At 63.7% G+C, this 18,071-nt stretch carries 13 protein-coding genes; 5 read left to right on the top strand and 8 right to left on the bottom strand.

The genetic code is table 11. The annotated features are described in order from the left end of the window. Positions 1–717: 717 nt before the first annotated feature. Positions 718–2,523: a DNA primase gene (gene dnaG, locus BM400_RS05645; protein WP_089837426.1), complete on the bottom strand. Its 1,806-nt coding sequence runs from the start codon at positions 2,521–2,523 to the stop codon at positions 718–720. 193 nt (positions 2,524–2,716) lie between these two features. Here dnaG and BM400_RS05640 point away from each other — a divergent pair, with 193 nt between their 5' ends. The 3 genes from BM400_RS05640 to BM400_RS05630 all read left to right on the top strand — a co-directional run bounded on the left by BM400_RS05640 (position 2,717) and on the right by BM400_RS05630 (position 7,189). Further along, positions 2,717–3,706 carry a YXWGXW repeat-containing protein gene (locus BM400_RS05640; protein WP_089837424.1) on the top strand — a complete coding sequence of 330 codons (990 nt, stop codon included), beginning with the start codon at positions 2,717–2,719 and terminating at the stop codon, positions 3,704–3,706. 92 nt (positions 3,707–3,798) lie between these two features. Then, a complete protein-coding gene (locus BM400_RS05635) occupies positions 3,799–4,566 on the top strand; it encodes an RNA methyltransferase (RefSeq protein ID WP_089837422.1) in 768 nt (255 codons plus the stop codon). A 130-nt stretch (positions 4,567–4,696) separates the two neighbouring features. Then, positions 4,697–7,189 carry a S9 family peptidase gene (locus tag BM400_RS05630; RefSeq protein ID WP_089837420.1) on the top strand — a complete coding sequence of 831 codons (2,493 nt, stop codon included), beginning with the start codon at positions 4,697–4,699 and terminating at the stop codon, positions 7,187–7,189. 102 nt (positions 7,190–7,291) lie between these two features. On the opposite strand, the gene BM400_RS05625 is transcribed toward BM400_RS05630, so the two are convergent. From BM400_RS05625 to BM400_RS05605, 5 genes are all read right to left on the bottom strand, one after another. Continuing rightward, entirely contained in the window at positions 7,292–7,942 is a 651-nt protein-coding gene (locus BM400_RS05625; protein ID WP_089837418.1) for a hypothetical protein, read from the bottom strand. A gap of 65 nt (positions 7,943–8,007) precedes the next feature. After that, positions 8,008–8,628: a response regulator transcription factor gene (locus tag BM400_RS05620; protein WP_089837416.1), complete on the bottom strand. Its 621-nt coding sequence runs from the start codon at positions 8,626–8,628 to the stop codon at positions 8,008–8,010. After that, positions 8,625–9,776, bottom strand: coding sequence for a sensor histidine kinase (locus BM400_RS05615; protein ID WP_089837414.1), 1,152 nt, complete (start codon positions 9,774–9,776; stop codon positions 8,625–8,627). The genes BM400_RS05620 and BM400_RS05615 overlap by 4 nt, the downstream gene beginning before the upstream one ends. Positions 9,777–9,846: 70 nt before the next feature. Next, positions 9,847–10,641 (bottom strand): ABC transporter permease, encoded by a 795-nt coding sequence (locus BM400_RS05610; protein ID WP_089837412.1) that lies wholly within the window; start codon positions 10,639–10,641, stop codon positions 9,847–9,849. Between the two features lie 114 nt (positions 10,642–10,755). Then, on the bottom strand, positions 10,756–11,781 hold the full coding sequence (locus BM400_RS05605) for an ABC transporter ATP-binding protein (protein ID WP_245781701.1): 1,026 nt from the start codon (positions 11,779–11,781) through the stop codon (positions 10,756–10,758). A 137-nt stretch (positions 11,782–11,918) separates the two neighbouring features. Here BM400_RS05605 and BM400_RS05600 point away from each other — a divergent pair, with 137 nt between their 5' ends. After that, entirely contained in the window at positions 11,919–12,200 is a 282-nt protein-coding gene (locus BM400_RS05600) for a hypothetical protein (protein WP_089837410.1), read from the top strand. Positions 12,201–12,206: 6 nt separating this feature from the next. Here BM400_RS05600 and BM400_RS05595 read toward each other — a convergent pair whose 3' ends face one another. Continuing rightward, on the bottom strand, positions 12,207–13,562 hold the full coding sequence (locus BM400_RS05595; protein WP_089837407.1) for a Y-family DNA polymerase: 1,356 nt from the start codon (positions 13,560–13,562) through the stop codon (positions 12,207–12,209). Positions 13,563–13,877: 315 nt separating this feature from the next. Between BM400_RS05595 and murQ the strand changes: the two genes are divergently transcribed. After that, positions 13,878–14,774: an N-acetylmuramic acid 6-phosphate etherase gene (gene murQ / locus BM400_RS05585; protein ID WP_089837403.1), complete on the top strand. Its 897-nt coding sequence runs from the start codon at positions 13,878–13,880 to the stop codon at positions 14,772–14,774. A 209-nt stretch (positions 14,775–14,983) separates the two neighbouring features. On the opposite strand, the gene BM400_RS05580 is transcribed toward murQ, so the two are convergent. Beyond that, entirely contained in the window at positions 14,984–18,022 is a 3,039-nt protein-coding gene (locus tag BM400_RS05580) for a DUF2339 domain-containing protein (RefSeq protein ID WP_089837401.1), read from the bottom strand. Positions 18,023–18,071 lie beyond the last annotated feature (49 nt).

Raw genomic sequence — 18,071 nt, 5'->3', positions numbered from 1 at the left:
TGTATCACGTCTACTATTGGACGCCGATATCGCGGAAAAGACTCATTTTGGGACGTACGCTTGCCGATGCGTAAAAAACATTGACATTCGTTTGGGACAGGCATTCGATGGAAAAAGGTAGAAAACTCCCCCGGCTTTCAGGCAGCGGAGGGAATGGCTGGAAAGGTCTCATTGCTGGAAGTACGCAATGAGAAGAGCAATCTTCGACAGCAGGAAGAGAATTACTTCTCCGGGTATCCGCATCGAAAACCGACCCCATCGAACCAATAAAGGTTGCATGGGCCTCACCTCCTCTACAGAGAGATCGTCCCGGGCGGCAACCCGGGACGTTTCGCTTTTCAGGGCGAAACTCGCAATCCCACGGTGATGCCCTGTGCGAGCCTGATCTCTGTTGAGGCGAGTTAAGGATCTGCTGGTCGATTCCCTTCAGGAATGCGTCGTCAGCAATTATTTTCCGCTTTGTTTCAAGACGGGAAAAGACTCGGTGGAGCCTCGCGCAGCGTCTCCCCCTTGGCCCCGTCCTGGTGCCTCGGACAGCGCCGAGAGTGGATATCCACGCCGTTCGACCCATACTCATGGTGGCAATGGACGCACCGCATCCGGTAGATCGTCTGCCCCGGAAAGCTGTCGGACGGAAATCCCGTGTTGGCAATCACCTCTTGCCCATTCTTGTTCCGGAAACCCGGAGTCGTACTCGGATGTCGTGGCATAAACTCCCTAAAGCTCCCGCATACGCCGCATAATCTGCACCAGTTCAACCTGCAGACGGTTGGACATCTCCGTATCGCCCCGGCGGTCGGCCTCGGCGAGCATCGTCCGCAGTTCGCGCTGCCGCCGTTGCAGCCCACGCGTCTCCAGGTTCACCAGCGCCTCCCGCACCTGGTCCACCGGCGTCTGCACCCGTCCCCCAAGACTCGGTGGAGCATCGTCCCCCGATCCACGCCCCAGCGCCCGCGCCAGAATCTGCCGCGTCTCCGCATCCACCGCAGCGTCCAGCGGATTGTCCGGCGCCGGCCCGTTCGCCAGCGACTCAAATAAACTCGCCGCCGCCATCCCCTCGTACCAGGACGGATTGTTCGAAAGCCGCTCCGCCGCCAGAGCCCGGGTCGGATCCGAATCCGGCAGAACCAGCGCCCGCAGCAGAATCGCCTCCGTCTCCGAAACCGGCTCCGCCCTTCGCGCAGGCAGACTCGCCACACGGCCGGCAGCGGCCTGCTTCACCTCCTGCAGCAGAATCCCCGAGTCGATCCCCAGCTTCTGCGCCGCGTCCAGTGCAAAGCTGTTTCGCTGCAAAGCATTGGGCATCCGGCGGATATGCGGCAGCAGATAGTTCATCGCCTTCACATTCGACTCCGCCGTCCGAGCCGGAAACTCCTGACGCGCCCGCTCGATCAGATAATCCGCATACCGCACCGCCCCACGCAGCGCCGCCAGATACGCCTGAATCCCACGCTCCTTCACATAGCGGTCCGGATCGAGCCCACCCTCCAGCGTCACGATCTTCACCTCGAAGTCCTCTTCCGTCAGCAGCGCGATCGACTTCTCCGCCGCCGCCCGCCCCGCGTTGTCGGGGTCGAAGTTCAGCACTGCCCGATGCGTGAACCGCGCAAGCTGCCTGACCTGCATCTCGGTAAAGGCCGTACCGGATGTCGCTACCACCGAATGCACCCCGGCCATATACACGGAGATGCAATCCATCTGCCCTTCCACCAGCAGCACAAAGTCGTTCGTCTTGATCGCCGACTTCGCCTTATCCAGGTTGAACAGCACCTGGCCCTTGGTATAGAGCGGCGTCTCCGGCGAGTTGAAGTACTTCGCCACAGGCCGTCCTTTTTCGTCGTTCTCCTCGATCGCGCGGCCCGTAAACGCAATCGGCTTGCCTGCCTCGTTCATGATCGGGAACATGATGCGCCGCCGGAACTTCGCGTACATCTGACCCTGCCGCCCGTCGGCCTCTTCCTTGGCCGAAAACAACCCGGACTGCCGCAACGCATCCTCCGAAAAGTGCGGCTGCAGCCTCTCCCGCATGTCGTTGAAGCTCTCCGGCGCATAGCCGATGCGGAACGTCTTGATCGTCTCCGGCGTCACCCCGCGCCCCGTCAGATACTCCCTCGCCCGCGCCGCCTCGGGACTCTTCAGCATGCCCTCGAAGTACTGCGTCGCGCCCTCGTGCAGGTCCATCAACTGCCGCCGAATCCCCGCCTCGCGCGCCTCTTCCGGCGAGTTGAACTCCCGCTTCGGCAGCGGAATCCCGCACTTCGTGGCCACCGTCCGCACCGACTCCGGAAAGCTGATCGACTCCATCTTCATCACAAACGTGAAGACATCGCCCTTCTCATGGCAACCAAAGCAGTAGAAGTAGTTGTGCGTCGCATTGACCGAAAAGCTCGGGCTCTTCTCTTTATGGAAGGGACACAAACCGGAGAAGTTCTGCGCGCCGGACTTCTTCAGCTTCACGTAGTCGCCGATGATCCGCACAATGTCGGCCTGCTGCTTGACGGTTTGTGCGAAGTCGTCCGCCATGGGGTCTTTTCCAGTTTAGAACGCGGCGGGCTGTGGACGTTGGGCACCAAATCGAAGCGGCGAACGCGATTTTTCGGAACTTCCTAAGGGAGCGTGGGTTGAAACCAACTGTACGCGGGACGGCGGTTCGCGAAGAAAGTTTCACCGCAACGCCTACAGCCCGGCCGAACCTGTATCGCAAGGGAGCAAGACAATGAAGAACCTGAAGACGACTCAGACATTTCGCAAGTTTCTGGTGCTGGCCGCTCTGGCCCTCGCGCCTCTGGCCTCCTACGCCGGGGTCATTATCTCCGTGGGCTTTGCGCCCCCTGCGTTGCCCGTCTATGCACAGCCCATCTGCCCCGGCGACGGGTATCTCTGGACTCCCGGCTACTGGGCCTACGGTCCGGGCGGCTACTACTGGGTTCCCGGCGTATGGGTCCAGCCGCCCACCGTCGGCCTCCTCTGGACGCCCGGATACTGGGGATGGGGCGGTGGTGCCTACATCTTCCACGCCGGATACTGGGGACCCCACGTCGGCTTCTATGGTGGCATCAACTACGGCTTCGGATACGTCGGCAGCGGCTTCTATGGCGGTGAATGGCGCGGCGGCCACTTCGCCTACAACGCGGCCTACTCACACGTGAACACCGCCGTGATCCACAACACCTACGTCAACCGCGTCACGATCAACAACACCGTCATCAACAACCACACCAGCTTCAACGGCGGCAGCGGTGGCATCCAGGCTCGTCCTTCGGCGCAGGAAGCTCAGTTCGAGCATGAGAACCATGTGCAGCCCACCAGCGTGCAGCAGGCTCACTTCCAGCAGGCCAGCACCAACCGAGCCAACTTCGCCTCGGCCAATGGTGGACATCCTCAGGTCGCCGCCATGGCTCGTCCCGGTGCGATGAACACGGCTGTCCCGGCGCGTGGCGGCTTCGGTGGCAATGCCCAGAACCGGCCTGCAGGAAACAATGCTGCCCGTCCCAACACGCCCGGCAACGGCAGCTTCCAGAACAACCGCGCTGCCGCAGCGCCACAGGCCAGGGCGCAGGTCCAGCCGCAGGCACGTCCCCAGGCGGAGGCGAGGCCCCAGGCAGCGCCAAGGCCCCAGGCGGCGCCTCGTCAGGAAGCCGCAAGGCCGCAGGCTCAACCGCATGCCCAGGCACCTCGCGGTGGCGGCGGGGAGCACCACCGCTAAACACCAGCCGCTCCAACCAGACACCACGCAGGGCCAGGGATCTCTCCCCGGCCCTGCGCTGCGTTGGCGGCATCGATTAGTAGAATCATGAAGTGAGTTCCCCTTCCCGTTCCATCGATCGCACACGCATCCGCATCGTGCTCGTGCGCGCCCGCAATCCCGGCAACATCGGCGCGGTCGCGCGAGCCATGCATGACTTCGGCTTCCACGATCTGCACGTCGTCAACGAGTTCGCCATCCCCTTCGAGGCCGCCAAGTCCGCCATCGACGCCTCCGACGTCCTCGAGTCCGCGACCCTCTCCGCGACCGTCGCCGAAGCCGTCGCGGGCTGCACCCTCGTCATCGGCACCACGGCCGTCGGGGAGCGCGATCTGCGGCATCCCCTCCTCGGCCTCGCCGACGCCTCCGTCCGCATACGCAGTGAAGCCGCCGGGGAAGGCCGCGTGGCCCTGCTCTTCGGCTCCGAAAAAACCGGCCTCTCCAACGAAGACCTCAGCTTCTGCGATCTTCTCCTCACCATCCCCATGGAAGAGTACGAAGGCATCCGGCATCCCTCCATGAACCTTGGTCAGGCCGTGGCCGTCTGCCTCTGGGAGCTCGTCCGCCCCGGCGTCGCGCCCGAAGGCGTCAAGGTCCAGGCAGCCGACGCCGCCGAGATCGAACGCCTCATGGCGCTCCTCTACGAAGTCCTCGATGAGACCGAGTACACCCGCCGCCACGCCGCCAGCGCCTCCATGGAGCAGGTGCGCCGCCGCCTTCACCGCATGCGGCTCGAGACCGAAGACATCCCCGTCTGGATGGGAATCCTCCGCCAGATACTCTGGAAGATCCGTACCCCATCCGGCACGAGCAAGTCGTAACGGTTGATATACCAAATGCTAGACTGATGCGAAACTTCCGGGCACGCCTTCAGGCTTGGATTTCCGTCAGCTTTTCCGGGCAGAATCTCGTCTGAACTCGTATTGCCCGCTGTTTCCGAGGAGAACGTTCATGCCGTCGCGCACCAAACCTGTATCTCGCGTTGCAACCAGCGCCGCCCTTCTCGGTGCCTGCCTGCTGCCTCTGGCCGCCGTATCCCAGCAGCGGATCCTGACCAAAGACGACTACGCCAACGCGGAAAAGTTCATGGCCTACGGGGCGAACCCCCTCGTCCAGCACACCATGGCGACGCCTACCTTCCTGCCCGACGGGCGCTTCTGGTATCGCGACACCGGCGACGACGGCGTCGTCTTCTTCATGGTCGACCCCGCCAAGGGCACCAAAACGCCCGCCTTCGACCAGGTAAAACTCGCCGCCGCGCTCAACGCCGCCATGGCCAAGGCTCCCCTGCCCGACGGCATGGCCGCCCCCCGCACCATCGATCCTCATCGCCTGCCCATCACCGACTTCACCCCCGGCGACGGACAGACCTTCACCGTCAGCATGGGCAGCGCCATGCGCATGCACTGCGACATGGCCGGTGCCGGCACATGCACCCCCCTGCCGGGCGGCGGACAGGGGAGCGGAGGCGGTCGTGGCGGACGCAACCGCGCCGCAGCCGAGCTCTCCCCCGACAAAAAGAAGCAGGCCTTCATCCGCGACTGGAACCTCTGGATCCGCGACGTCAAGACCGGCGAAGAGACCCAGCTCACCACCGACGGCCAGAAGAACTACGGCTACGCCACCGACAACGCCGGATGGACCCACTCCAACAACCCCATCCTCGTCTGGTCCCCCGACTCCAACAAAATCGCCACCTTCCAGCAGGACCAGCGCAAGACCGGTGACATGTACCTCATCAGCACCAACAACGGTCACCCCAAGCTCGAGGCCTGGAAGTATCCCCTCGCCGGTGACAAGGACATCACCATGATCGAGCGCGTCGTCATCGACGTGCCCGCCAAGAAGGTCGTCCGCTTCAAGATGCCGCCCGACCAGCACCGCTCCACCCTGTGCGACGACATCAGTTGCCGCGGCGGCTCCGGCTGGGACGACGTGATGTGGAGCGACGACTCCAAATCCATCGCCTTCGTCTCCACCGCCCGCGACCACCGGCAGGAATGGCTGCGCATCGCCAACCCCGAGACCGGCGACATCCGCGAGGTCTACACCGAGACCGTGCCCAAGTTCTTCGAGAGCGGCAACGGCAAGGTCAACTGGAAATACCTGCCCGCCTCCAACGAGTTCCTCTGGTTCTCCGAGCGCGACAACTGGGGCCAGATGTACCTCTATGACCTGACCACCGGCAAGCTCAAGAACCAGATCACCACCGGCGAAGGCAACGTCACGCAGGTCCTGCGGATCGACGAGAAGGCCCGCGTCCTCTACTTCAAGGCTGTCGGCAAGGAGAAGGGCTGGGACCCCTACTACGAGGCCTTCTACCGCATCGACTTCGACGGCAAGAACATGAAGCTGCTCTCGCCCGAGAAAGCCGACCATCAGATCACCCTGTCCCCTGACGGCAGGTTCTTCGTCGACGTCTACTCCACCGTCACCGAGCCCCAGACCGCCGTCGTCCGCGACGACGCCACCGGCCGCATCGCCGTGCAGCTTGGCCGCCAGGACATCAGCCGTCTCCTCGCCAGCGGATGGGTTCCCCCCACCCCCATCACCGTCAAGGGCCGCGACGGCAAAACCGACCTCTACGGCTTCATGTTCAAGCCCACCAAAATCGAGATGGGCCGCAAGTATCCCATCATCAACCACGTCTACCCCGGCCCCCAGACCGGCTCCTGCGGCGCACGCACCTTCGCCGCCGCGCACGGTGATCTGCAGTCCCTCGCCGAGCTCGGCTTCGTCGTCGTATGCATCGACGGCATGGGCACACCATGGCGCTCGAAGACCTTCCACGAGTTCTACTACGGCGACATGGGCGACGCCACCATCCCCGACCAGGTCGCCGGCATGAAGGACCTTGCCGCAAAGTATCCCTTCATCGACCTCTCCCGGGCCGGCATCTACGGCCACTCCGGTGGAGGCAACGCCACCGCCGGCGCCATGTTCCACTTCCCCGACTTCTTCGCCGTCGGCATCGCCGAGAGCGGCAACCACGACAACCGCGAGTACGAAGACGACTGGGCCGAGAAGTGGTCGGGCCTCGAAACCATCAGTGCCGATGGCTCCTCCAGCTACGACAGCCAGGCCAACCAGAACTACGCCAAGAACCTCAAGGGCCATCTCCTGCTCGCGCACGGCACCTTCGACGACAACGTGCCACCCAATAACACCCTCATCGTCGTGGAGCAGCTCATCAAGGCCAACAAGGACTTCGACCTCCTGATGATCCCCAACGTCCCCCACGGATACGGCTACGCCACCCAGTACATGACCCGCCGCCGCTGGGACTACTTCGTCCGCTACCTCGCCGGCAACACACCCCCGAAGGAGTACGAGATGCAGCCACCCGAACGGTTGATGTCCGCCATGGGCCTTGGCCCCGACGCGGATGAACCCAACGACACCGAGTTCGATGTCACCGGCAACGACCTCTGGCAAAGTAAGTAACAAAAACCATCACACATGACAAAAGAGGCCGACAGCGATTCCTGTCGGCCTCTTTTCATGAAACGTCGCCCCGTTTATCGCAAGGCGACTGCTTCGAGTCCACTATTCGACCACGCTTCCATCCGCGCTCGTAGCCGCCCGCGTGCTTCCCGAAGCGCTCGACACCACCCATCCTCCAGTCGTGTTCGAAAGCGTCGCAGAGCCCGTCAGGTTCGGCGCAAGATTCGCCCGGATGCTGGGAAACGCGTTCTGCGTCTCCGGAGCCGTCGCCCACGCCGGCGTTCCCGAAAGCCCATAGTGATAGCTCACCTGCGTCGTCGCTCCAGGCTGATCCGTCGTGGGCGTCGTGCTGTCGATCGACGACACCGACCAGTGTCCATAGCAGAAGTTGCCGTATCCCGGCTGGTTCACATCCGCCGTCCACGCCGAACGTCCCTGGTCCGAAAGATCGTAGTTCGTCACCTGCTTCGAAAGGATGATCAGCTCCTTCTTCTCGCCGGTGGTGCGGACCAGAAGCCCCTGGTCGACCAGCGCATCGAACGGTGCCGTCTTGTCGCCATCCGAAGTGTTCGCCTGCGTCGGGAACTTCTTCGACTGCGTCCAGAGACATGCCGGATGAGCGTCGTAGTACGTATTCAGCGCACTCTTGTAATTCAGCGAATTGTCGGCAGTTTTCTTGCAACCTGCCACGCCCAGTACAGCAACGGCGCAGAGAGCAACTGCCTGTGTGATCTGGTTCAGCGAAGTCTTCATCGGTGCATCCTCCTCGTTCTAAAGGTCTGATGCCTCGAACGGGACGATAGTCAACCAGGCAACCTTTACAGCCAACCCTTGGCCCGCGCAATCCGGGCCGCGTCGATACGATTCGACGCATCCAGCTTCGCGATCGCCTCTGAAAGATAGTTCCGCACCGTCCCCTCCGAAAGCCGCAACGCCGTCGCAATCTCAGCCGTCGAACGCCCCTCGCCGGCCCGCTGCAAAATCTGCCTCTCACGATCCGTCAGCGGATCCAGCTCCGCGTTCCACGCCTCCGCAGCCAGCGCCGGATCCACCACACGCAGTCCCCGATGCACCCTCCGCACCGCATCCGCCAGCTCCGCCGCCGGCCGATCCTTCAACAGATACCCCCGCGCCCCCGCATCGAGCGCCCTCCGCAAATACCCGGGACGCGCAAACGTCGTCAGGATCACCGTCCGCACCGCCGGATGCGTCCCCCGCAGGTGAGCCGCCACCTCCAGCCCCGTCATCAGCGGCATCTCGATATCCGTCACCAGCACATCCGGCGTCAGCTTCACCACCGCGTCGAGCGCCTCGCGACCGTTCGCCGCACACGCCACCACCTTGATGTCCGGCTCCAGGTCCAGCAGCGCCGCCAGCGCCCCCAGCACCATGTTCTGGTCCTCGGCAATCACCACACGAATCTTGTTCGCAGTCGTCAACGCGCAGCCTCGATCGGGAGCCGAATCAACAGCCGCGTCCCCGCTCCACTCTCAATCGAAAACACCCCGCCCAGCGCCGCCACCCGCTCCCGCATCCCACGCAACCCATTGCCTTCACGCTCAATCCGATGCATCCCATCATCCTCCACCTCCAGCGCATGGAAGCCGCTCGTCGTCGAAATGCTCACGCGGCACTCCGTAGCCTCCGCATGCCGCACGATGTTCGTCACCGCCTCGCGCACCGCCAGCGAAAGCACCGTCTCCTGCGTCACCGTCATCGGCACCGCACGGTGCGCACCGCCATCCGGAAGCTCCGGTGTCGTTGCCGCGCAGCGCAACGCAACCCCAGCAGCATCCAGCGTCCGCCGTGCCTGTTCCAGCTCCGCCGCAAGCCCCTGCGCACGATACCCGCCGATCGCCTCCCGCACTTCCTTCAGCGCCGTCCGCGCCGTGTTCTCGACATCCGCGATCTCACGCGCCGCACGCGCCGGATCCTGCGCCGCGCCCTCCTGCAACAAACGCCCCGCCAACTCCGCCTTCAACACAATCACCGAAAGCGTATGCCCCAGCACATCATGCAGATCCCGCGCAATCCTCTCGCGCTCCGCCACCGCCGCCAGTTGCTCAATCTCTTCATGCGCCATTCTCAACTTGCAGTCCGCGCGCTTCTGCTCTCCCACAAAGAAATTCGACACCCCAATCACGACGATGAACATCACCGTCGAAGCGACGCTGATCAGATTCACATGAAAGATCGCGCCCTCAGCCACCACCATCAGACACTCTGTCGCGAGCACCGTCGCCACCATCTTCCGCGAAGGCGCGCACAGCGGAAACACCGCGGCCGTAAACACAAAGAAGGTGGAAGCACCCGGGTTCGCCGGGTACGACAGAAGCCCAAGTCCCGTAAAGCTCAGCGCCCACAACGCACTCGTCCGCGGCGTCACGGCCCGCATGCATGCCACGTACAACCCCAGGAACACCGCATAGATTCCCAGGCATTGCACCCAGTACGCCGTGCTGTGACGAAAGAACGGTTCAATGAAGTAGAAGACCGAATACACCAGCCAGATATAGTCGCGACGGCCCTGTGGCCCGTTGCGCCTCGTCCAGTCGCTGCTCGCGTTCGCCTTCTCCAGTGCGGTCATGCTCTCTCCCCGTGCAGCGGCGCCCCCTGTAACACCGGAGCGCCTTGCCAGAAGTGTACTCGCGACAGCCCTAGGCATTCTTCTGCGACCGGTTGAAGACAAGCCAGCTCGTGCCCAGCATCAGCATCGTAAATCCCGCCAGCGCCAGCCAGTGCGTCGAGACCGCAACATCCGGCTCCTGGTACCCGAAGATGCTCTGCATCAACTGCGACAGATGATACGTCGGCAGCACCGGAGCGAACGCCTGCAGCCAGCGCGGCAGAAAGTGCAAAGGCACCCACAGTCCGCTCAGGAACGACATCGGCAGATAGATCAGATTCACAATCCCGGGAGCCGCATTCGCCGGCACCACCAGAGCCAGCAAAAGCCCCATGCTCGCGAAGGCAGTCGAGCCCGCCACCGTGAACGCCATCATCTTGGCAAGCTCCACCCCGCTCAGCGAAACCCCCGCCATCGTCACGCCAATCGTCGTCAGGATCGAGACGATGATCAAACCAAACGCAATCGCCGCCATGCACTTCGCAAACAGATACGCCGCCGGAGGCATCGGACTCGCCTGTTTCACCTCCAGCCATCCCGCGGCCCGCTCCCCCGCCATGCCGACGCCGATCCCGAACAATGCCGAACCGACCAGCCCGAACACCGCGTAGCTCGCCAGCATGTACTTCGCAATATGCACGCCCCCTTCGATGCCATGCCTGTTCGCGACGCCAAACAGCAGGTAAAACATCACCGGGAACCCAATCGTAGCGGCCGAGAAAGAGCGTGTCCGCAGCAGCTTCAGAAACTCGTACTTCGTCTCTTTCACGAAGATGTTCACCACCGGAGCAGTTCCGGCGACGGGATAAAGAGCACTGGTAGCCATGGTGTTTCTCCTTCGTACAAAAAACATTTTGAGAAGAATCGGAAGGTGGAGAGGGCTTTGTGTTTGTGGGCCGAAAGCCCACCCCATCGCGTGCCTCGCCACCAGCAGGTTGCGTTAGTTCGTTGAAGTCAATTCAAGGAAGGCATCTTCCAGCAGGGGACTCGTCACCTCAAGGTTCGATAACGTTGCATCCGCCGCAAACATGCGACGAAGCACCACTTCCGCATCCACCGCCGTCACCGTCACCACGCTTCCCTGCCGAGCCACGTCAGTCACCGTGGGCATCTCCCACAGCGCCTCATCGCTCATCGCCGTATGGCAGCGAATCCGCCGCCCATGCGCACCCGTCGCGTGGCTCTTGATCTCCGCCGGCGTCCCCTCCGACACAATCTTTCCCTTGTTGATCACCACAATCCGGTGCGCCAGCGCATCCGCCTCTTCCAGATAATGCGTCGTCAGCAGCACCGTCTTGCCGCGCGCCGCCAGCGACCGGATCTGCACCCAGAGCCCCCGCCGCGCCTCGATATCCATCCCCACCGTCGGCTCATCCAGAAAGATCAGATCCGGGTCACCGGCCAGCGCCAGCCCGAACAGAACCCTCTGCTTCTGCCCTCCGCTCAGCGTGCCGAACTGCTTGTTCGCGATCCCCTCAAGCTGCGCGATCCGCACAATCTCCGCCTCCGGCAGCGGGTGCGGATAGTAGCTCCGGAACAGGTCGATATGCTCCCGCACCGTCATCACTTCAGGAATCCGTGCCACCTGCAACATCGCCCCAATCCGAACCCGCGCAGCCGGATCCCGGGGATCCTGCCCAAACACACGCACCGAACCCGAAGTCGGCGCAATCAAGCCCAGCAGGCACCGGATCGCAGTCGACTTCCCCGCCCCGTTCGGCCCCAGCAGCGCCAGAATCTCGCCCCGCCGCAGCGTCAGCGAGAGCCCATCCAGCGCCCGCGTCCCGCCATACTGCTTGACGACCCCATCCAGGCCCGCGATACGGGCCGCCGCCGGAGCCGTCGCTACCCGATCCTGCACTCCCTCCAAAACCGTTACCGTCGCCATGCCGATCACCTCAAGGTCCTGCGTCACCTGCTTACAGAACCAATCATCCGCGACCCCGCCCCGGCAAAACAGTGTCACGAATCAGCAGTCTGAGGTGACAGATGTCACCGCGCGCCCCGCGAAAGGGCTGGACAATGATGAAAAGGGAGGCCTACACTGCCACCCTGTTTGCTTCGCACCCGGCAAAGGATGCGAAGAGCACCGCGAGGTGAACCATGCTCCCCTTCGATAACCGGCCCTGGGCCAAACGCGTCGCCGCCATCGTCATCGTCTGCACCATCGTCTGCGAGATCTCAGTCGCCCTCTGGATTCGCGCTGAAGGCCCCCTCGACTTCTCCGAGATCCTCGCCTTCGTTCTCTTCTTCCTCGCCGTCGTCCCACCCAACATCCACATCCTCCGCAGCAAACGACCCATCGTCCAAAAGGACGATGGCACCGCATCCACGCGCGGCCGTATCGCGCAGGGTGGCGTCGAAACCGCAAAGGTCTCATCGTAGCCGCCGCTACATGTACTCCGTGCCGTACTGCACCGGAATCTGCGTGAACGCAATCCGAGTCGGCGCAGCCTCCCGCGCCGGCAGCATCCCCGCAAAATGCACCGTCGTGTGCCCGAACTTCAGATTCAGCTTATCCATCGCGCTCGAAAGCTGGGCACGGTTATCCGGATCGCCAAACAGCCCCACCTGAAACTCGTCCTCGGGCACCAGCTCCCGCAGCGTAACCCCCACAAAAAACGGCTTCTGAAACTCCGGACCCACCGGCCTCTGCGCCCACATCTTCCGCAGAATATCCAGCAGCGAAAGCGTGTCCTGGCAGTCCGGAAACCGCGCCTCCATCCCCCACCCGGAGTGCTTGATCCCGCTCGTATGCTTCTTGCTCTTCATCCGCTCCGCCTCTTCGCGGCTCAGCATGTACTTGATCGTCACCGCCATCGACCCCGTATAGAACTTCTCCATCCGCAGCCGCATCGCCGCCTTGTGTAGCAGCTTATGCGCCACCGCCCACGCCCCCTCCTGCGACCGATGCTCCGGCCCCAGCACATGCGAGTGACCCAGCGACTTCTGCACCTCCGCCGCCACCGGAGCCCCATCATCCCCCGTCGCCGCGCCCCGCAGCCAGTGATACAGCCGATCTCCCCACACCGAATCCCATAGCGCGTGCATCCCCGTCCGGTCCAGCGCCAGCAGCTCCGGCATCGTGCGAATCCCCTTCGCGTTCAGCCGAATCTCCGTCTTCGCCCCCACCCCCGGCAGATCCCTCAGTTCCAGATGCGCAATCGCCCGCGGCAACTGCGAAGGCAGCAGCCCGATCAACCCATCCGGCTTCTGCATATCGCTCGCAATCTTCGCCAGGTACCGGTTCGGAGCCATCCCGATCGAGCACCGCAGCGTCTCGCCCACATCATCCTTGATCGCCTGCTTGATCTCCAGCGCAATCTTCCGCGCACGCGGAGGCTCCTGCTCCCGCCCGATCAACTGGCACACCATCTCGTCGATCGAAGGCGTATGCGCCACCGGACAGCATCGCTCCACCGCCTCCGCAATCTTGTGCGAAAACTTCGCGTACTCCGTATGCGACCCGGCCACCAGAATGATCTCCGGACAGATCCTCTTCGCCTCACCCACCTGCGTGCCCGTCTTGATCCCCAGCGCCTTCGCCTCGTAGCTCGCCGCGATACACGAGGTCGTATCCGCCATCGTAGGCACCACGGCCAAAGGCCGGTCCCGCCACTCCGGATGCAACTGCTGTTCCACCGAGGCGAAGAAGCTGTTCAGGTCGATATGCAGGAACCCGAACCGGTCCGCCTGCAACCGGCGGAAGCCCTCCTCGTACTCCGGAATGTGCACCTCATCCGCCATAAAACGCCTCGTCTCATTCTAAAGCGCGCTTCGTCGTTTCTTCGCCAACCCACGAAAACCTTTCAACATCCCCCAGTTCGCCGTCTTTTGCCGTTGCGGTTGCCCTTTTGGTTGTCATCCCCGAAGGGGATCTGCTTCTTCTTTTGCTGTTGCTGTTGTTCCTGCTTCTGCTTCCAGGTACCCCAAGGATTCAGCCTTGGGTCTCCCAGGACCGCCAACAAAACGGGCTTTCGCCCCTGGGGCATGCCTTCCTATCCCAGACAGGCAAACCCAAACTTGCCCCCGTGCACCTCCATCCGCGATCATCGTACCAACATGGAAAACCTGGCCGCCCTCACCACCGAAGCCCGCAACCCTGCCTCCGCGAAGATCGACGAGCTCTCCACCCTCGACCTCCTCACCGTCATCAACGACGAAGACGCAAAGGTAGCAGCGGCGGTCCAGGCCGAGCTCCCCCGCATCGCCCAGGCCGTCGACGCCATCGCAGCCCGCTTCCAGCAGGGCGGACGCCTCTTCTACACCGGAGCCGGAACCAGCGGACGACTCGGAGTCCTCGACGCCAGCGAGTGCCCCCCCACCTTCTCCGTGACCGCCGAACTCGTACAAGGACTCATCGCCGGCGGCGACCGCGCCCTGCGCCTCTCCTCCGAGCACTCCGAAGACTCCAAAGAAGAGGGAGCCCGCGACCTCGCCGCCGCCGGCTTCACCGCCAACGACACCCTCGTCGGCATCGCCGCCTCCGGCCGCACCCCCTATGTCATCGGCACCCTCGAATACGCCCGCTCCCTCGGAGCTCTCACCGTCTCCCTCACCTGCGTCGCCAACTCCGCAATGGCCGCTGTAGCCGAGATTGCCATCGCCCCCGTCACCGGCCCCGAGGTCCTCACCGGAAGCACCCGCATGAAGGCCGGTACCGCCACCAAGCTCGTCCTCAACATGCTCTCGACGGGAATCATGATACGCACCGGAGCCGTCTACGGCAACCTCATGGTGAACGTAAAGCCGACGAACGCGAAACTCGTCGACCGCGCCGAACGCATCATCGCCAGCGCCACCGGATGCGATCAGGCCACCGCCGCCCGCCTCCTGGAAGAGTCCGGCAAGTCCGTCAAGACCGCCATCGTCATGCACAAGCTATCCCTCGACCGCGCCTCCGCCGAAGCCAGACTCACGGCCGCCAAGGGAATCCTGCGCACCGCCCTGGAGCAATAAAACGGAGCGGCACCAGACCGAGCGGAACAAAGGAGCATGGCTCAGCCGCCGCGAAACGGAAAGACATGGCTGTAGCCATGCCGAAAAAGGCCGCTCTTAAGATCATCGATTCATTCCCAAAGGGAATCGTCGCGCCTCGTCCGCCCCCCAAGCCCCAAGACTCAAACCCGCCCAACTGACAACTGGGAAATGAAAACGTACAACTGCCTTCACAGGTACTCCTTCAACCGATCCCCAAACCGCGAATAAAGAAACGAAACCAGAATCAAAGCCACGCCCACGGCCACGAACAGGAAGATCCGTTCCCCCTGCGGCAGCCCCCAGATATCGACCACCAGCAGCTTCGCCACGCCCACCAGCAGCAGCCCCAACCCCGACAACCGAAAGCTCCTCTCCCCCGCCGCCAGCGCCACCAGGAAAAACGCCAAACCCAGCCCGCTCCACGCCATGGTCAGGTTCCCGCCATGGAACTCCGCCGGAGCCCACGCCGCCAGCAGCGCAAACACGGCAAAGAAGAACACCTGCTCCGGGTGCTCCAGCACAGCACCCATCCAGTGCCGCTCCGCCAACGCCTTGCGCCGCAGGAAAAACCCGACCGGCACAGCCGCCCCCAGCAGCCCGACAGCCGTAAAGAACGCCACCCTCCCCCACCCCTGCGGCCAGACCGTCGTCTCCCCCGCGAACAGCACCGGAGCAAGATTCACCGTCAGACCCCGTGCCACCACCATCACCGCCAGAATCAGCGCCTTGCTCCGAATCCTGGCCCCATCCCTCACCAGCGCAGCCCCCGCCAGCACCAGCGCAAACCCCGCCCACCCCGCCGCCAGCCACCTCTCCGGCAGCTCCATGTACAGCAGCGAAGACACCAGCGCGCTCGCGCACCACATCACCGCGCCACCCACCAGCGACCGCTCCCGGGAAGCCGCCTCCAGAGCCCGCCCAATCCCCTCATAGAACAACAAGCATCCCGCGACCACCCCGACCCCGGCCCAAAGCCGCAGGTCTCCCCATCCCGCCTGCGCGCCGCTCTGGAAGTTGACCGCCACCAGCCACACCAGCGACCCCAGCAAAGCCCCATACCCCTGCAACCGAGGCCCAGCCGACCGTTCCCGAATCCCAACCTCCAGCAGCACCAGCGCAAGCCCCACCCATGCCACCGCCAGCCACGCCGGAGCGATCTCAAGATACAGCAGGAACATCGCCAGCCCGCTCGCAGCCCACATCACCACCTCGGAGACGCCCTGACTCTCCAGCGCATGCACCGCATCCGCGCCCGCCCGCAGACGCAGATGCAGCGCCACACAACCCGCCATCACACTCAGCCCCGCCCACAGCCTCACATCCCCAAAACCCGCCGTCCCCGCAGCACTCAGGTTGACCACCATCAACCGCACCAGAGCCACCGCCAGCACCGCATACCCCTCGACCCGCAGCCCCATCGACCGCGACCGAATCCCTACCTCCGCCAGCACCAGCGCCAGCAAACCCCACACCAGCACCAGCGTCCACCCCGGAATCACGATCCAGAGCCCGGCGACCGTACACAACGCCGCCGCAAACGAGCTCAGCATCAGCGTCCCGGCATACGGAGAAATGTCGTGACCCAGCGGCTCCGCCTCCCGCCGCCCCAGCCACTCCGCATTCCCCCACATCGCCGCCGCGACCACGAAGAACGTCGTCGCCACCAACGCCGAGTCCGCCGTCCACGCCCCGCCGACGATCTCTCCATGCATCGCGATCATCTGCCCCACCACCAGCAGATGCACCAGCATCCCCAGCCACCGCATCAGCCTCTCGCGCAGCACCACGCCACACACAAACAGCGCCTCGCCCTCCAGCACCCAAAGCAGCGGCCACGTCACCCCATGGAACCGGAACGGAATCGCCGCCACCAGCAGCACCGACCCAATCGTCACCAGCACCGCGAACGCAGGCCTCCGCCGCCCGCGCATCGCAAACGCCAGCCCCATCTCCACCGCGCCCAGCGCCAGCAGCGCCCGGAACGCATACTCCGGGTGAAAGCTCTGGTACTTCATCAGCGTCATCACGCCAATCGAGTTCAGCACCGCGACCAGCCCCGACATCCCCTCCGCCGCCGCGCTCTTCGGCTTCCGCACGCAGTACCCCGCCCGGAAGATCGCCCAGAACAAAAGCAGCAGCCCCGTACTCTGCCCCCACAGCGGAAACGGATGCCCCGGCCCGCCATAGCTCTCCAGCACCTTGTCGAGCCACAGGAAGTGGTTTCCATAAGCCGCCAGAACCCCGGCGATCTCCAGCCCGTACCACTCCTCCCGCACACACACGAACTCCAGCCCCAGCGCCAGCACCGCGCTCGCCAGCAGACTGAACGCCGACACCTGGCTGATCGTCACCGTCGAAAACGCCAGCAGAAACGCCAGTCCCGTCACCACCTGCGACCGGTATCGCAGCGAGTGCACCACCATCCCTACGCCCACCGCGAACAGCAGCACCAGGTCCACCGCCTGCGACCGCAGCACCTGCGTCGCCGGAAAGAAGTACATCGCATACGTGGTCAAGAACCCGAGCGCCCACCCGCCCCCAATCCCCGCCCGCGCAAACACCCTGTACTGAGCCTTCGGCTCCAGCCAGAGTCCCCCGCCCAGCATCACCAGCGCCACGCCAAACGCCATCAGAATCCGCCCCACCGGACCCACATGCGTCACCTCATACGCCAGCCCAAACGCCACGCCGAACACCACAAACGTCACGCCGATCCGGTTCAGCCAGTTGGTCCCCAGCCTCTGCTCCAGCGACTCCCGCTCCTTCGCCGCAACGAACACCTGCTCTGCAACAAGAGGTGGAGGCGGTGGTGGAGGCGCAGGCGCAGGCGCAACAACAGGCTCTGCCTCACGAAACACCGGCTCCGGCGCCACGAACTCCCCGGTCACCGAAGCGGCCACAACCGGAGCGGCCGCCACAGGCGGTGGCACAGCCAAAACTTCTTCCGTCGGAACAGCGACAGGGGCCACAAACGCAACAGGCTCAGCCACCGGCGCCCGATACGCAGCCGGACGAATCGTAATTTCTTCCGCTGCTTTTTCCGCCTCAGCCTTCGCCACAACCGCGGCCATCTGCCAGGCGATCGCCTTCTCCATTGCCGCGATCTGGTTCCGCAACCGGGAGATCTCTTCGTCCTGCCGCTCCATCCGCTCGCGAGCCTCGCGGTTATCGAACCCGCGAACGACCAGCCAGCCCAAAACCACCAGCAGCAGAATCCAAATCTCCAAGCGCCACCCCTCCGACCCGGAATCGTTACCTACGCAGGGTACCTGAAGA

Source organism: Granulicella pectinivorans (genome assembly GCF_900114625.1).
GTDB classification, from domain to species: domain Bacteria; phylum Acidobacteriota; class Terriglobia; order Terriglobales; family Acidobacteriaceae; genus Edaphobacter; species Edaphobacter pectinivorans.
The sequence above is the reverse complement of the archived record's forward strand: the minus strand, read 5'-3'. Positions and strand labels throughout refer to the sequence as shown.

Excerpts from the sequence above, each read along its gene's own strand:
- BM400_RS05630 (WP_089837420.1), top strand. The coding sequence starts at position 4,697 with ATGCCGTCGCGCACCAAACCTGTATCTCGCGTTGCAACCAGCGCCGCC.
- BM400_RS05615 (WP_089837414.1), bottom strand. The coding sequence starts at position 9,776 with ATGACCGCACTGGAGAAGGCGAACGCGAGCAGCGACTGGACGAGGCGC.
- BM400_RS05625 (WP_089837418.1), bottom strand. The coding sequence starts at position 7,942 with ATGAAGACTTCGCTGAACCAGATCACACAGGCAGTTGCTCTCTGCGCC.
- BM400_RS05610 (WP_089837412.1), bottom strand. The coding sequence starts at position 10,641 with ATGGCTACCAGTGCTCTTTATCCCGTCGCCGGAACTGCTCCGGTGGTG.
- BM400_RS05600 (WP_089837410.1), top strand. The coding sequence starts at position 11,919 with ATGCTCCCCTTCGATAACCGGCCCTGGGCCAAACGCGTCGCCGCCATC.
- BM400_RS05640 (WP_089837424.1), top strand. The coding sequence starts at position 2,717 with ATGAAGAACCTGAAGACGACTCAGACATTTCGCAAGTTTCTGGTGCTG.
- dnaG (WP_089837426.1), bottom strand. The coding sequence starts at position 2,523 with ATGGCGGACGACTTCGCACAAACCGTCAAGCAGCAGGCCGACATTGTG.
- BM400_RS05595 (WP_089837407.1), bottom strand. The coding sequence starts at position 13,562 with ATGGCGGATGAGGTGCACATTCCGGAGTACGAGGAGGGCTTCCGCCGG.
- murQ (WP_089837403.1), top strand. The coding sequence starts at position 13,878 with ATGGAAAACCTGGCCGCCCTCACCACCGAAGCCCGCAACCCTGCCTCC.